Below are 15,078 nucleotides of genomic sequence, written 5' to 3'. Positions count from 1 at the left end.
GTACATCGAGATTTTTTATAACCGCCAACGTCGCCACTCACGGCTTGGCAACTTGGCCCCAACTGAATTCGCCAAGAAGTATTGGGAATCAGCCAAAGCGGCTTAAAGCGGGACTGTCCAGTATTGTCAGGACACCCCAGTATTTGTGTAGCGCGTACATTATAGTACAAGCGGTGAAATTTAATTGGTTAAAAAATAAACAATACTTTGGCGGATGATTTTGTTATCGTCGGTGGAAAATTGGTGATTCTAAAAGTGTCGAAATTGTAATTGGTTGTTTTCGACAAAACTGTCGTATAGATGCAGTAGCGGAATCTGGATTAGCGCAGCGGGTCGTTCACGACTTTCGCCAAACAGTGAGACAAACCAAGGCGTTGGCCGTACTCACGCAGCAGCAGAAGGCCGGCATTGGATATCAAATCATCACCAGTGAAATCTGCCGCGATTTTGCGGCGAGAAAAAGATGAAAATTGGAGTTTAGATTGGTAGCATTCTGTTACGGCGAAATTTCCAATTGGGCTGTCTTATACATCGGTAATTGTAAGATTCTCTAGCGTTGTTGGATCTGGGACCATATAAAATCCGGGATAAAGGATCAAATGATAGGTTTTGAATTGAATCGGTTACCCACATACTATTACAAAGTTGCTGGCTGGTAGTTATCGGTAGAGGCATCTCCTGAATTAATAGTGGCCGCTAGTAAAGAGAATACGTGCAAGCCTAGCAGCTGACCCCTCTCCTTATCCAATTACATTTATTATACGAAACTCCGGTAAATAAAGTTTATGGTGCTGCAATGGCTACCAAAATCATTGTCTTTTGCATCGTGCTAAACGTGAATGCGAAAAATAGTCAGTTTAGGGAGAAAACTTGGTGGTGCTAAAAGGCAACAAATCAGAACTTGTTGAGAGGACATTTTTATTTGTTAAATCTGCGCACGGTGCTATTGATCAGCGGCGCAAGTACACTGGGGAGCCTTACATTAGGCACCCCGTAGCAGTCGCCAGTATTGTTAGCGAAGTTCCCCATACAGAAGCTATGTTAGCTGCTGCGCTACTTCACGATACAGTCGAGGACACTGAGATATCTACTGCCGATATCGAGCGTGAGTTTGGTGTTGAGGTTGTTGAATTGGTTGCATGGCTGACAGATGTGTCTAGGCTGGAGGATGGAAACCGTTCCGTCAGGAAGGCTATCGATAGGGAGCATATAGCACGAGCGACAGCCGAAGCCAAAACAATCAAGCTGGCGGACTTGATAGACAACAGTAGAACTTTCGTCGCCTGTGCCCCGAAGTTTGCGGCAGTCTACCTTCAGGAGAAAGCTTTATTGCTTGAGGTGTTGAAGGAAGGCGACGAGAGTTTATGGCTCAGGGCAAACGAAATCCTTCAGAGTGGCCTCCGGTCCCTAGCAGGCTGTTGATTTTCGCGCAGATTTGGACATGTTGATCGTTTGAATCTGTAATTTCTGGCCCAAATAGACAATTACAGGCCGTTTTTCACTTGTACGGGCCTTGGTGAAGAACTTTGCCTCCCTCATTCGAGTCGGCTCCTTCGGCAGAAGTTTGAGGCTGAGATGGATAAGGCCTGAAGCTTTCTACCACCTGGGCATCTACCCAGAATATATCTCCTTCGTTACTGACTTTTCCTGGCGTTCTATTGAAAAACAGGTATTTACCATCTGGGGATACATAAGCACCGGTCTCTGTAGCTGCGGTGTTTATTGTATTGCCGAGGTTGAAAGACGTGCTCCAGCTGCCATCAGCTTGTTTGAAACTTATATACAGATCTTTACCTCCATAGCCATCATCTCTTTCACTGTCCCAGATGAGGTAAGAATCATCTGCTGCGATAAAGGGGTGGGCAGTATACGCGCCATTATTGATTACAGTTGGAAGCAATTTTGGTGGCTGGCGCTCTTTATTTTATACGTAGGAAATGCGCAAAACATCACCATTTTTATAGTCGTCAAATACATATGTTCCGCTATTTGAGGATGATAAACGCATGATCCCCCAGTCATCTCGGTCAAGCATTGGACCTAAACTTTTAATAACTGACCAACCTTGTCGATCACGTTGCATATATTTTTTACCCAAGTGCATGGTCTGGCCGTCGGGTGATAGTATGGGGCGGCCGACTCTAGGCATAAGGGTAGATTCCTGCCAATATCCATTGTTAGATTTAACCTGCTGCAAATACCACTTTTCGATTTGATTATCCCTGCGAGTGAAGTAAAAAGTTTGCATATCAGGAGTAAAGGAGCCGCTATAATCTCTGTGTTCGGTGGAGACAAGCCCTGGCGCAAATACTACAGGTGTATGACCCGGAGGTGTTTGGCCCAGATAGGGGCCTTTGAGTTTATTAACTGAAGCCGGCTGTTTAGCCAAGGTTGGGATATTGGCAAGTAAACTCATTAATAATAAAAGGCCAGTGAGACTCTTTGACGGGGAAGAGGGTTTCATATCTTATGAGTTCCTATTTTTGTGCCAGTGAGCTATTGAATGAAGGGGACTTGGCTTATTTTCATTGAATGGCTAACTCTGTGATTTTATTGGTTATTCTTTCACAAGATTTCTTCGGGATTGGTTATTTGTCTAAGTCGGGGGGATATATTGTATTGGTATCGCGATGTCTTGACGCCTGATGCCAGAAGCGTAGACCTTGTATTGCAGCACCAACCTTAAGGTGTCGGGAAGGAATATTTCGGAGAGTCGCCCCTTGATGTCAACTTTCTGGGGTTGGCAGGGGCGTTCTTCTCTGCTCTTAATTGGCGGGCTCTCTATGTTTTTCTTGCCCGGAAAACCACCATATCGGTCGATAAAAGTATTGCCTTGCCACATACACCCAAGGTATGACCAATATATCCAAGATGACGCCAATGCCGTTGGCAAAAGCTAATTCCCGGGCAGCACCCTCGAGTAAGCCCTGTTGCCAAAGTGGCAGGCCAACTCCGAGTATCCAGATCAGTTTGTAGGTCAACTGCAAAAACAATAGCGGTAGCATTTTCAGCGGGTATAGAAAACCCATAATAGACAACAACGCAAGCGCGGCCCAGAATGCAATCGCAACACCGTAAAAAGGCTCCCAAGTTTCCGCGGGGACAATAATTTCCTGCCAGGCGCTCGGTGCCAAGCCGACAAAGGTAAGCAGAAATACCAGGCGCATAGCGTAGAGTCTGACGTTACTTATTTCACGTTCCATTACTCTTTCCTCGACAAGTTTGTTTCTTTGAACATGTGGAATATTGGGGATGGCGCCTTCTAATGTCAACTTTCCGAATCGGCAGGGGGGCACTACTACAGCGCTTTCAGCAAATCAGTACCTTTTTTATCTAGCTTACGAGGCTTACTAACAGCAAATTGTGTTGTATTCCACGTCAGGGCTGAGGGGTTGTTAAACAGCTAAAATTGGTGATTAAACGTTTCTGGATAAAGCGACCGTCTTTTAATATCTAATTCGTTGATTTTATTACTTATTCTTTCATGAGATTTCACCGGGATTGGCTATTTGGCTAAATCGAGAGAAATCAATATTGGGCATCTGTCGGAATCGCTTTGAAATTTTACAGAGCCAGCCTTAACCAATTGATTTTACTACTATTTATGCATTTTTGTACGATGGAAGTTCAACAACTTTGGGCCGAAAATCCGATAAAGCAGTTTAATATGGCTGGCAGCCGATGTATGAGTTTCAGCTGTTGAATTAGCTGAAGCTTTACGGCATCTAATCGGTTGCGGTTGGTTGTGTTTTGCGTATCGCCATCATGGATGCCTTAAATCACCGCTGAGTGGTGATTAGTGAGATGGAACTAGTGCGAGAACTCAGAAATAAAAGGGTACTGAGTAAATTCAATCAATTTATCATGCGAAACATCTTACTAACGAATTTCATATTGTTTTCTGAGAGGTGCTATTTTACGCCCCGTTGCTTCCCACTATTGGCTCGAATCTTACTTTCTGTGTGGACGTAAACAGTATCGGTTGTGGCAATGCTGGAGTGCCCTAAGTCGGCTATTTGACATGATCGAGGGAAATGTTGCGTAAGAACTCCTTAACTTACTGATTTATATTGACTAGTTCGGTGTAAATTGGGCTCATGGTTTAGATGGGATTGAGGGGTGTGAGAACCATTCTCACATATGGCGTTATCAAAATCTCAAGGGGGTCCTGTCATTTCATGCCGGAAGAGGGTATTAACTCCGGAAGCTCACCGGTCGCCGGGCCGGCATCCGCTAATTGCGTGTTCCCGGCTGGGTCCTTGCGTCGGCGATGCGCCTGGTGCCCAAGCTGATTGAGCTGTTTTAAGCGCTGGCTATTAAATGCCTGGTACGTAGGTACCGAACGAAAATCTTTCCAGCCCACGATGTGCACCGCATACTCCATGCGCCCGCCCTGATCGTCGGTATAGTTCACCAGCCCGCGGCGAGACGAGTGCGAGCTGTAGCCACTCCCATCCAATCGGGCTTCCTTAAAAATCCGCTCCAGAATCACATTGATGTTCCGGGCGCTCAGTTGTCCGTCGGAAATTTTCTCGCACCAGTGTTTGATCTCGGTGTAGACATAGTCTTCATCGATGGCACCGGTGGAGAACCAGTCCTGCAACGCGGCCACCGGACAGAGCCAGCTCGGTGCCGGTGGTGCTTCAAGATTGCATTAGATGCGATTTAGCTCTCTTTTTAAGGTATGCTGCAGTTCACTTGGCTGCCAGGTGTAATGACGTGTAATTGACTTTCCATGACGGATTGTATGAACTCTCTTAGAAGCTGAAGCGCGAAAAGTTGATGAGCAGCTTCATTGGAAAAGAAGCGAGCTTTCAAGGCGGACCTTCATGCTGATGACGTCACTTTGTCAGGTACATTCTGCTGCGGTGGATAAAGCGGCCAGCGACACGACCGAGGCTGTCGATTCCAGATGGCAGAAAATCTTCTCCAAGACCGCGGTGGTGTGGGCTTCAGCAGTGCCGAGGGAGATCATTTCGGGGTCTTGCATGAGCAGGGTGGAGCGCTGGTTGCTCGGTTGGTGAGCAGCTGATGGTTATCATATAACTATTTTCAAGTAACGGAAACTTACTGAGCAGATTATGAGCATTAAATCTTTATTCGCGGTATTGGCAACTCTGATAATGACAGGGATGATGACTGGTTGCCCTTTGACGGCTGAGATAGTCGGCAGCAGCGAAGTCCGCACCTTGGGTGATTTTAACCGAATTGAAGTGGGTGGGCTGACCAATGTGGTGCTGGTGCACGGGACAAACCCTTCTGCTGAAGTCAAAGCGGCCGGGATTGAACTCAAAGATATTACCACCGAGGTGACCGACGGCATCCTTAAGGTCGATACCCGTGGTTTTCATAGTGGCGAGTCGATTCTTGTCAATGTGACCTACAACCGGCTGGAGTCGGTCAAAACCGCTGGTTCTTCAACCGTGACTAGTGACGGCCCAATCAATGCCGACAAGCTCAAGGTGATCATTACCGGCAATGGCGATGCCGACCTTGAACTGAACGTCGCCAGTGTCGAGGCGAACATGTCCGGTGGCGGTAACCTGCGCTTGACCGGCAAGGCAGGCGCGCAACAGATTATTTCCGGTGGCAGCAGTGGCAGTTTGAACAACGCCGATCTTGAGATCGTCAATTAATGAGTGATTGACTGTTTTTGGATAAAGCAATCGTCATTTAATGCCTAACTCTGTGATTTTATTGGTTATTCTTTCACGAGATTGCTGCGGGATTGGTTATTTGCTTAAGTCGGGAGACATATTGTATTGGGATCGCAATGCCTTGACATCTGAGTTCTACGCATATTTTGCGCGAATCTCTGCCCTTTTATCTTCACACAAAATCCGGTATTGATGTGTTTTAAAAAATTCATACGGCAAAAGGTGGTGGCCGGGTGAAACGATGGAACTGAAAGAGTTGGAAAAAGCTGGGATAGAGAATATCTATAATCTATTATTAAGATCGTAAATAAAAATGACAGAAAAACGAATTTCACAAAAAGAATTGGATAAGCTTGAACACTTGATTGATAAAGTCTTGCCTAAAGAGCTCAAAGCCTGGTTAGCCGATCAAGCTGAAAAGAGAGTTGTACTGACATATACGAGCAAAGCTCGAACAGGCCAGATCGTGAGTGGCTACAAAACTATTTACAATCGCTATAATAGGCTTCTAAATAACGCAAAAAAAGCGGCTAAATACAAAGCAGTAGAAGGTCTTATATTTCTCGGCCATGAACCTGATGCTCAGGATTTGGGTTATTTCTACTTGGATCCTACCAGCATGGAAGTGTTTGAGTTTAGTGATTACTGCGAAGAAATAGAAAATATCGGGTATTTCAAAACTATTTTTAGTAGCTAGCCTGGTATATACCCTTTCACCAGAAATTTATAGTGAAATTTATTATGGTTAGTATTCGCTCATGGGTCAGTAAAGTGCATTTGATTACCCTGTTGGAGCGTCGAGATTGAAATAGCCATACAAGCACTTTTGTCGTCCCTTGCAACTTATGTTGCAAAAATTTTGATTATTAATCTCGTGTCACTCCCTGTCTCCCCCTTTTTATGATCTGGTATTGCGGCTATTTCCCATACACGTTTTTCTGGAGAGGGTCATGCGCACGAGTTTAAAGCTAAAAAAGACCCGACAGGAAAAAAAATCTGCATCCATTATTGGGATTAGCGGCGTCCAAGAGGCGACTGGTGGCGTTGCTGCGTCCTATTAATGCACATGGAGATTACGGTGAAAATAATTTATTCGATTGGCATTGTTTTTGCTGTTACTTTAGGGTTTTGGTTGGCTTTACCCAGTGAAAAAGTGGTTAGTCCGGGAATTTCCTCCCTGGATAAATTTATACCTGCAATTATGCGGGAAGCAGCGATTCCTGGTGTTGCCATTGCGAAGATACAAGGTGGACAGATATTTTTCATTAAAACCTATGGTATGTCCAACCTGGAAAGTGGTAAAGCGGTATCGGAGGACACTCTATTTAATGTGGCATCAATCAGCAAGCCAATCATGGGTGTCACTCTGTTGCAACTGGTGGACCAGGGGTATTTGGATTTGGATCGTGATATTAATGCATATCTGCCGTTCCGGATTGATAATCCCAACACCGGGGGAGAGAAAATAACACTTAGGCATCTCGCCAGCCATGCCTCCGGAATCGCCGATTATTATGATTACAATTCTTACGCTAAAAATAAAGACACTGAAATTTCCCTGGAATTGCATTTGAGGTCACTGTTAGCTCATGATGGAGATTTATATAATAATGGAAAATATTTCACCAATGCCATGCCGGGGAACAATTGAGTCTATAGTAACTTAGCGGCAGGTGTTGCGGGTTTATTGGTAGAATCAGTCACGGGGAAGTCGTTGGCTGAATACAGTCAGGATACGCTGTTCCAAAGTCTGGAAATGGAAAATACCAGTTGGTTGCTCGAAGGTTTGGACCTTGGCGCCATTGCTGTGCCCTATGAAGTCGAGCAGTGTGTGCCGTATATTGGGTTGTGCGCCGATACGGAATCTGGCGCGCTGAATTACCTGATTAGCAAGTGGGTTAATCCACCGTTTGAGTTTAAAAAATTTATTCCATATCCACATGCTGGTAATCCACAGTATCCTGATGGTGGGGTACGCAGTAGTATTTCGGACTTGGCAGATTTCTTGGTTGCAATCTTGAATAATCGAGATAGTTCGGGCGCAAGGATTTTGTCGGAACAGATGTACGACGAAATGTTTCGTTTACAACTTCCAGAATCGGTTTCTGATTCCCAGCGGTTCTTTTGGCGGGATCGCAATGGGCTTACTGGGCATATGGGTTCGGATCTCGGTGTATTTACTGCAATGTACTTTGATCGTAAAAATAAAGATGGATTTATTATTCTAATGAATCGTGGTGCGGATATGAAATCCGGGCAAGCGGTAAGAGAGATAGCCAATCGTCTGCAAAAGCAAGGATAGAACTTACGGGTTGGTAAACTTTTTTAAACCTTTTCGCACCTGAATATCAAGACAAAGAGCATTCTGGATATGTCCACACAAGCTATGTTAACAAGCCACAAAATTTTCCTTCACAGCCATTCGTCTAGTCCGGGTAGCAGGTTTATATAGGCAGAATTCGGAGCTATATCTTAAGTTTGATAAACAATAGGATATTTTGTGATTTGGAAGAGCCTTCCAGAGAAGAGGCCCTTCCTATATCATTTTTTAAATAAGTCTATAGCGATTATCAGTTGCTTAGTCCATAGAAAATCGATACTTGCCTACTCAAGTGTCTGTAGCGGCAGCATCCGACAATTCACTCAGGTTATTCTCCCGGATTGCATCCGGATTGGTCGTGAGATATTCCACAATGTGTAGGTCGACTTCAGTTCCGTCTGCCAGAATATAGTAGCGCGCCCTTCCAGCTACTACTTCTTCCTCAGCATGATAGTTGGATACCTGTAGATTGAGCGCATCATTGCATAGGTGGGACACCCAGGAGCCTGCTGGGCTGTCGCTCGATTCACGGATGCGGATATGGGTCACCGGGAAGCCGCCGTCCCGTCCCCTTGCGGTACCCTCCGGTTCGACCAGGCTGGTTGGGGGCAGCGCTCGCAAATTGTTGTCCGGGTTGTCATCCGCCTGTGTGGCGAGATAGCGTCGGGCCAAAACCCTGGTGCGATTCCCCGATTCGTCCACAATCACATAGGGTGTGACACCACCGCGTGCCAATGCATGGTTTAACACTTGTTCATAGGATTTCGGCTTCCAAAGTGGGGCGAAGTGAAACGCTGTAATCCGACCATCCTCCCTGCTCGCCGAGAGTATTTCCCGCGGGGGCCGCCGCTGCGCCATAAAGCTCAGGATACGCTGGGCCAGCCAGCGCGGACGCTCGGCATGGATCGAATGGCCCGTTTCATCCACCAGAATGGCATAGCCGGGATTATTCTCCATCCGGGGTGCAAGGTACTGGACGCCGCCGAAGATATTAAAGCGATGTTCATCCACGACATCTTCGGCTCCGGCAATCAGCAGCGTTGGTATATCGGAGGCCTCATAACACGGCAGGCCCCGGCTCGCGGCCACTTCATCCTGGTGGCTAAATAACAGTTGTTCATAGGCAATACGCCAGTGCATACGCCTGCGGCGACTGTTATAGGTTTCATTCAGCAATAAAAGGGCGGATTGGCCCGCAGCGGCATTATCATATTCCGCCCTGCATTCCTCGCGTAGCCAGGTATCCGATTGTTTTATTGGAGTGATGTTTGCGACGCCCTCCACTGCGACGGCGCCCCATATTTGTGGACCCACCAATCCCGAAACCAGCGGGCCCAACCCGGGACCGAGGATTAAAGGCGCCAGACCACCCACCAGTGGCTGGGCAAAAAAACTCAGCAGTCGCACTCCGGCCTCAAATCCCGGGGTACCGTCATTGATGAGGCGCTCCCCCTGTATTTGCAGGCCGATAAAATCAGCCCGTGAACCGTCTGACTCCCTTTGCTGGCACCGGTGGTGTGGTCGCTCCAGTGCTTCTTTGGCGATTGGGTCGAAATGTTCACCCGGACTGGGAATAAAGTAGTCGGCGCGGCCGAAGGACACGTAGGAACTTGCCGGGGACCAGGATACGATTGCATCCAGCCAGATGGCGCTTGTCACCAACCGCTCGGACAGGCGCAGTGCCAGGTTCCCCCCCATGCTGCCGCCCACGACTGCTGCGATGCGGTCCAGAATCCCGGATCGACCATCCGCGATGATCTGTCGATCCAGCTCTTCTACGAATTCCACTACCAGCTTTTCATAATACTCCAGCATACCGAATCTGCGTTGCTCTGCCCGGTCGGGAGAGTATCTGGTGGTGGTTTGCAGGGGAGAGAGGTCTTCGTGATCCACATAATCGGAGTAGCCGTTGGTGGGGAAGTCAAAACTGACAACGGCGAAAGGCTTGCTAAAAGCGGAAAATTCCTGCTCATCGAGAAGCCCTTGGTAAAAACTGCCCGCCTCTTCCAGCCTTGAACTGTGCCCGTGTAGAAAGATCAATAGCAGGCAGTCGTCGGGGATAAGCGGTGGTCGTCTTGTTTCCGGCAGAGAGTCGGAAATCGATACGTCGGTATCAACGTCAGCCGCCCCGGCGATGGCGTAGCGGATTCTGGTTGTGATGTCGCGGCCATCATGGCCGACAGTGACATCGATATCTGCACAGGGCCAGTTAATGGTATCAACATTCACTGGCCGCGGCGGCGGATCGCGCTCGGCATTCACGGCGATCCACCCCAGGGGCCTCCTGGCAGCCGCCCGGTGCGCTACCGGGCCATGCAGGGCCCACAAAACCGCCAAGGCGCGATCCACCACGTACTCCGCAGCATCGAATACCTGGCGGCGGCGATCCGGAAGGATGGTGACTCCTCTATCCTCGGCGTAGGCCCTCGCCGCCAGTGCGACCCCACCTTTCAATCGGGGGAGGTCGACCTCTCCCCCTTCGCCAATCGCCGCAGAGCGAAATCGCGCCAGGTAGGTTGCGCCTGTCACGCTCAAGTCCGCAATGGCAATGGATATAACCGGACTGCCGGCGCCGCCAAATCCCGGCGGGGCGGTGGCATCCCCCGTTTCCAAGAGCCTGAAAATGGCCGCCGATGCCAGTGTGCCCACTGGATCTCCCCATTTTACCTGGGAATCGTCGCGCAGGGAGGGATTGAGGCGGCCGTCGGCTGTTCGGGAAAATAGCATTTCCAGTTGCGCCTCTGATGGACAGAAAAGCCGGTCCTTGGTCAGTGCAATAGGGCAGTATTCGATGATTCCGGGATCTCTAAAATGGCTAACATTCATAGGGTATTCTCCGGCAATAAGGGTTGTGTGGACTCAGGTAATTTAGTCGTTCAACTCCAATCAAACCGCAGTTCCTGTTATGTGAAGGCGCGGTCGATGTTCTTGCAATTAATGGTCGTTAGAAGTGGAAATCGACTATTCCTTTAGATCTATTGAGTCCAGGGCCTGTGTATTAAAAAATGGGGTGAAGATCCCGTAGCCAGGGGTTCGGCAAATATCTGTTCGTTTTCAGAATTTTTGAATTTATCCCAGTTACAGGTTCATTCTGTCAATTAATGAGGAAAGGTCGGACCTACCCGCCTTTATCGCACCAGGCGACGATCGGGTTGGTCCAACGGCTCGGTTAGGGAGTATGTCAGCAAGCGGGACTCAGGGGAGCGCCAATCATGCAGGCTTCGCAGCAGTGGCTCCCGATACGTTGCAGTCCACTATCATAGTTATCCCTCAGTTGTTCCAGTTGCGCCTCGCATTCTTCAGCCTGACTGCGCAGGCGGTTGGCGGCATTGCTGGCCTCATGAAAGGCGACCAGTAATCCAGCGGCGGCAATGGCCAATGCCACTCCCGCCAGGCTGAACCAGGACCCTAACGCTAGAAATATGGCGGCCAGGACAGCTGCAACCATGGAGGCGATAAAAAAACCTATCGCTTCCGCTTCTTTGCTGCTCAGGCGCTTTCGCAAACCCTCGCATTCCTCACAGACATCCGATAACTCAGCGGCCGCTGCAGCCGTATCCGCGACCGCTACCCCACAGCCGGTTGCCGGTGGGCACATGACCTCGGGGCTGCACCGGACGGGTAAGCCGGGCTCCAGAGGCAGGGGTGTTAGCAAAGGGCCATTCTCTTCCCGGGGTGTAGTGCGCCCGCCGCAATCAAAAGCCTCGACCCACAGCGGAAGGCGGGTGCGCGCTATTGGCCCCAGTTCAAATTCCAAGATCCTGTCACAAGGGGTGTTGGGCTCAAATGGGCCATACCGTGTGCCGGTATCGTCGTAGACCAATGCCTGCCGGATACCATCCCCGCTGTCGTCCTGAAGAACCAAATAAGCAGTAATGGAGGAGGCATCTGAGGCAGTTTCAAAAACTCTGGCTTGAATCATATTATCCTCAGCGGCTAGCAAGGTGCAGTGAGTGGAACAAAGACACAGTGTTCGCAGCAGTGCTGGCTGATACGCCTCAAAGCATCGTCCAGTCGCATTCGCAGGCCCGCCAGATTTGCTTCACAGGCCTCCGCCTGCTGGCCCAGGCTCTCCGCGCGCTCCCGGGCGGTATGGGCATCTCCCGACAACTTTATCGCGGCAGCGGTGCTGGCTATTGCCAATATGAAAAATGCCGCACCCCAGGGCCCGCTTTGGAAGGCTAAGACACTGAATATTGCAGCCAGGGCAAAAAGCACGGCAGCGAGTATCGCCAACAAGACGGCTTCGGCGATTGCATTCCCTTGTGCGGATCGCAAACGGGCACAGTCGCCACAAACGTCGGCCATTTCGCCCTGGGCCTCTCCAACCTCATTGACTGCAACATCACAGTCGGGAGCCGGCGGGCACCAGGTTGGGCTGCAGGGCATGGGCACACCGGGAGAACCCGGGGGCGGCTGTACCGGTGTCAGGAGTGGACCGATTTCCTGGCGGGATGTTGGTTGCCCTCCACAGTCCTCGCCTTCGGCCCACAGGGGGAAGCGGTTTCTCGCGATAGGCCCTATTTCAAATTCGAGGTATTGGTCGCAGGATTGTACTGGCTCGAAGGGGCCGTAGCTTCCGCCCACATCGTCATAGATCATAACCTGGCGGATGCCGTTCCCGGAGTCATCCTCAACAACGAACCTGACCAGCGGCATGCTGCTATCAGAGCCGGTTTCGTAAGCGCGTGCGCGAATCATTGGGCAACCTCCACTGTCTCGTGGTGGTCGCTGGTGTTGCCTCCGCAACCGCCGGTTCCACAACCGCAATTGCTGCCACCCGAGGGAATAGTCAGGTGCGCCAATCCCAATTGAGTTAAGCGCTGCCGGGCCTCCTTGAAGGGGCGGACAGCATCCGCTTGTCTTTTTGCCAGACTTTCACTGCGTCGCTGGATATCCTTAAGCCTGCGCGACACCCGCCAACCCATAAATCCCAATATCAATACCACAAAACCCAGTAATACTGGGGTAATTGAACTCTTTTCGGGGCCATTTGAGGCGGCTATACCGACCGCAACGATCAATACAGAGAAAACGATAGAGCGTAAATTTTCGAGATTGGACTTGGCTTCCATGTCCAGAAGCCGTTCACTGCGACGGTGGCCGACAGCAAAAGCCTGGCCCCTGCGGATATCCGAACGAAGTTTGCGCAGTTCGGGGTCATTGTCCACATCGACAGCGGCAATGGGAAGCGGTACCGCGCCAGGCTCTGGAGTATCTGTTGGGGTGGGATAAAGTGGACCCAAGTGCGAAAGCGCACCTGCACTGTCTTTTACTTCCACTTTCAGAGGAAAACGTCCGCGTGGCATTTCTTTTAGGAGAAGGTCCTCCGCTGGAGATTTTAACTGCTGTTCCCTGACCAATACACCGAAACGGTCATGGACACTGACAGACACCAGTTCCTGTTCCCGGCTGGAAATGGTTAAAAGAACACTCAGTGACAAATGGTCATAAGCGACCAGAAGATGACGGATGTCAGCCATAACGACACTCCACTATAAAAAGGACAAAACCGCACCAATACCTGGTGAAACAGCAACAGGTAAGTTGCGAGGTAACTTATTGTGGGGCATGTTTGGGAGTTTTAAGCGGGGTATTTTTTGAAAACAAATTCGATATTTGTTTATGTTTATCTTGTTATTGTAGTTCCAAACCCAACCTGTACAACACGCACGGCAGGGAGTTTACCTTTAAAATACTTAATTTCAAGCAGTTAAATAATACAAAAAACTTACATTCTGTAATTTCATGTCATTCTATTAATTTTCTGCGTAAATCAAGTCTCAATTGGAAAGAATAGGGTTGGTGAGAAATTGTCCCACAACAAAAAGCACTGATATACACGTTCTGGATTGTATGCTCCGGCTGCCGATGTTTTAGCTAAATCCCCTCCTTTGTGCATTTCATTGCCAAGCAAAAGATAGCGCTAATAAATCTTGCTTCTCAGCGGCTATGGCACTCACTGTTATTTGATGCTGGGCGCCCCTTTCTTATACAACCTTCGGATCCAGATTTATCTCTGCCTGCCCATTTATTCCTCTCACAGCTTCCACTCTTTGATTCTGGCAGGGTGTATGCGCCCAGGCATCAATATCAGCGTGGCGTTTATTTCATCCTAAATTGATGGCTTGTTGATCAAAGATATTGTGTTTTGAGACTTATTTCACGAATTACAAAAAAAAGGATGACATGACATTAAATTTGTTTATTTAATTTAAATCAGGTTATGCATTTTATTAATTAAGTTTACTTAAGAATAGAATATTATGAATAATTGGTTGCGCTGGAATATTTTGGTTTGGCTCCAGCATTCGATAAATGCCGCTGTGCAGCTGGTTGAGCAGCTGATTCTTCCACTCAGCAAGTTATCGAGTGGCAAGGTGAAATACTCTGTAGAACAAATAATTCATCGGCTATTTAATTCTTCTTGGCTATTAGAATACGATGGAAGCTGTGTAGTCCTGCCTATTGAAATGCTTCATTCGCGAGCCCCTATATTCATGAAAGGATTTGATTGAGTTGCAGAAAGTGTTTGTTAATTTAATCCGTGAAGTGAAAAATGATTACTGATTTCCCATTTGGTAGAAGACCTTGAGTTGATTAGGGATTATAAGATGAAACAACTATCAATTATTGCAATAATTGGCTGCTTTGTTGCACCGGCAATGGCAAAGCTGGTTGATGATGCAAAGGATCAATGTATAGATCAAGATTACTCATGGCGTTCGGGAAGTAAAATTACTAATTTTTATTCCGCTTTGAATAGAGGTGCAGGGCGTGACAACAAGACCATTTATTTCGGCACTGTTGATGGTGCGGTCTATCAGGTGAAAATTCCCACGGATATAGCGGAAGCAATCATAGTGACTACTATGATTTCGAATCTTCGATCTGCATATTCTTTAGAAAATATATTGGACCTATGTGTGGATGAAAATACCTCTCCTTCAACTCTGCTTGGGATTCACAGTCATACGCCTTGATCCAATATTTGGGATGCAATTCGAAAACCTATGGTACTTTGGAGAATTTTAGGTTGATATTTAAGATGTTTAACTATGTAATTAAAGTCCAAGTTCAAACTTATCCTCTCCGTTATCG

13 protein-coding genes and 1 pseudogene are annotated in these 15,078 nt (G+C 48.2%); 6 read left to right on the top strand and 8 right to left on the bottom strand.

Features of this window, described 5'->3' with window-relative positions:
* Both AB1S50_RS12960 and AB1S50_RS12955 read left to right on the top strand, forming a co-directional pair.
* The coding region (locus tag AB1S50_RS12960; RefSeq protein ID WP_367151204.1) for an IS3 family transposase at positions 1 to 106 on the top strand (106 nt) is incomplete at its 5' end.
* Between the two features lie 767 nt (positions 107 to 873).
* Positions 874 to 1,422, top strand: coding sequence for an HD domain-containing protein (locus AB1S50_RS12955; RefSeq protein WP_367151202.1), 549 nt, complete (start codon positions 874 to 876; stop codon positions 1,420 to 1,422).
* Between the two features lie 76 nt (positions 1,423 to 1,498).
* Here the strand turns inward: AB1S50_RS12955 and AB1S50_RS12950 are convergent, their stop codons facing one another.
* The 4 genes from AB1S50_RS12950 to AB1S50_RS12935 all read right to left on the bottom strand — a co-directional run bounded on the left by AB1S50_RS12950 (position 1,499) and on the right by AB1S50_RS12935 (position 4,603).
* Positions 1,499 to 1,900 carry a TolB-like translocation protein gene (locus AB1S50_RS12950; RefSeq protein ID WP_367151201.1) on the bottom strand — a complete coding sequence of 134 codons (402 nt, stop codon included), beginning with the start codon at positions 1,898 to 1,900 and terminating at the stop codon, positions 1,499 to 1,501.
* 24 nt (positions 1,901 to 1,924) lie between these two features.
* Positions 1,925 to 2,464: a hypothetical protein gene (locus tag AB1S50_RS12945; protein ID WP_367151199.1), complete on the bottom strand. Its 540-nt coding sequence runs from the start codon at positions 2,462 to 2,464 to the stop codon at positions 1,925 to 1,927.
* Positions 2,465 to 2,765: 301 nt separating this feature from the next.
* Positions 2,766 to 3,203, bottom strand: coding sequence for a hypothetical protein (locus AB1S50_RS12940; RefSeq protein WP_367151197.1), 438 nt, complete (start codon positions 3,201 to 3,203; stop codon positions 2,766 to 2,768).
* Between the two features lie 968 nt (positions 3,204 to 4,171).
* A complete protein-coding gene (locus AB1S50_RS12935) occupies positions 4,172 to 4,603 on the bottom strand; it encodes a site-specific integrase (protein WP_367151195.1) in 432 nt (143 codons plus the stop codon).
* Positions 4,604 to 5,081: 478 nt separating this feature from the next.
* Here AB1S50_RS12935 and AB1S50_RS12930 point away from each other — a divergent pair, with 478 nt between their 5' ends.
* From AB1S50_RS12930 to AB1S50_RS12920, 3 genes and pseudogenes are all read left to right on the top strand, one after another.
* A complete protein-coding gene (locus AB1S50_RS12930) occupies positions 5,082 to 5,636 on the top strand; it encodes a head GIN domain-containing protein (RefSeq protein WP_367151194.1) in 555 nt (184 codons plus the stop codon).
* 334 nt (positions 5,637 to 5,970) lie between these two features.
* Positions 5,971 to 6,354: a hypothetical protein gene (locus AB1S50_RS12925; protein ID WP_367151192.1), complete on the top strand. Its 384-nt coding sequence runs from the start codon at positions 5,971 to 5,973 to the stop codon at positions 6,352 to 6,354.
* Positions 6,355 to 6,717: 363 nt separating this feature from the next.
* Positions 6,718 to 7,959: pseudogene (locus AB1S50_RS12920) on the top strand (serine hydrolase domain-containing protein).
* 306 nt (positions 7,960 to 8,265) lie between these two features.
* Here AB1S50_RS12920 and AB1S50_RS12915 read toward each other — a convergent pair.
* From AB1S50_RS12915 to AB1S50_RS12900, 4 genes are all read right to left on the bottom strand, one after another.
* Positions 8,266 to 10,803 (bottom strand): alpha/beta fold hydrolase, encoded by a 2,538-nt coding sequence (locus tag AB1S50_RS12915; RefSeq protein WP_367151190.1) that lies wholly within the window; start codon positions 10,801 to 10,803, stop codon positions 8,266 to 8,268.
* Between the two features lie 355 nt (positions 10,804 to 11,158).
* Entirely contained in the window at positions 11,159 to 11,899 is a 741-nt protein-coding gene (locus tag AB1S50_RS12910; RefSeq protein WP_367151188.1) for a hypothetical protein, read from the bottom strand.
* Between the two features lie 14 nt (positions 11,900 to 11,913).
* Entirely contained in the window at positions 11,914 to 12,678 is a 765-nt protein-coding gene (locus AB1S50_RS12905; RefSeq protein ID WP_367151186.1) for a hypothetical protein, read from the bottom strand.
* Positions 12,675 to 13,460: a hypothetical protein gene (locus AB1S50_RS12900; RefSeq protein WP_367151184.1), complete on the bottom strand. Its 786-nt coding sequence runs from the start codon at positions 13,458 to 13,460 to the stop codon at positions 12,675 to 12,677. Before AB1S50_RS12900 ends, AB1S50_RS12905 begins: the two co-directional genes overlap by 4 nt.
* A gap of 1,131 nt (positions 13,461 to 14,591) precedes the next feature.
* Here AB1S50_RS12900 and AB1S50_RS12895 point away from each other — a divergent pair.
* On the top strand, positions 14,592 to 14,960 hold the full coding sequence (locus AB1S50_RS12895; protein WP_367151182.1) for a hypothetical protein: 369 nt from the start codon (positions 14,592 to 14,594) through the stop codon (positions 14,958 to 14,960).
* Positions 14,961 to 15,078 lie beyond the last annotated feature (118 nt).

Origin of the sequence: Microbulbifer discodermiae (assembly GCF_040742695.1) — a bacterium.
Classification (GTDB): Bacteria; Pseudomonadota; Gammaproteobacteria; order Pseudomonadales; family Cellvibrionaceae; genus Microbulbifer.
The sequence above is the reverse complement of the archived record's forward strand: the minus strand, read 5'-3'. Positions and strand labels throughout refer to the sequence as shown.